Raw genomic sequence first — 233 nt, forward strand, 5'->3', positions numbered from 1 at the left:
GTCAACCCAACCACGGCATTCATGCCGCCACCGCCGAGGCCCACGATCGCCGCGCCGGTGAAGATCGACCACACCGGACCCAGTATGCCAACAACAGCGAAACCTATCGCGACGATGACGGCACCGGTGACGAACCATGTACGACGCGGGATCCGGCTGCCGAGGGCGGCGAACAGCCCGCCACCGACGAGCAGACCCGCGGCAAGTGCGCTGAGCACGAAGCCGACGAACTG

The 233-nt window shown here is 66.5% G+C and carries 1 pseudogene; it reads right to left on the reverse strand.

The features are described from left to right. Nucleotides 1–233, reverse strand: a pseudogene (locus ELR45_RS35985) (MFS transporter); the annotation flags it as partial.

It is taken from the genome of Phytoactinopolyspora endophytica (assembly GCF_004138495.1).
Taxonomy (GTDB): Bacteria; Actinomycetota; Actinomycetes; order Jiangellales; family Jiangellaceae; genus Phytoactinopolyspora; species Phytoactinopolyspora endophytica.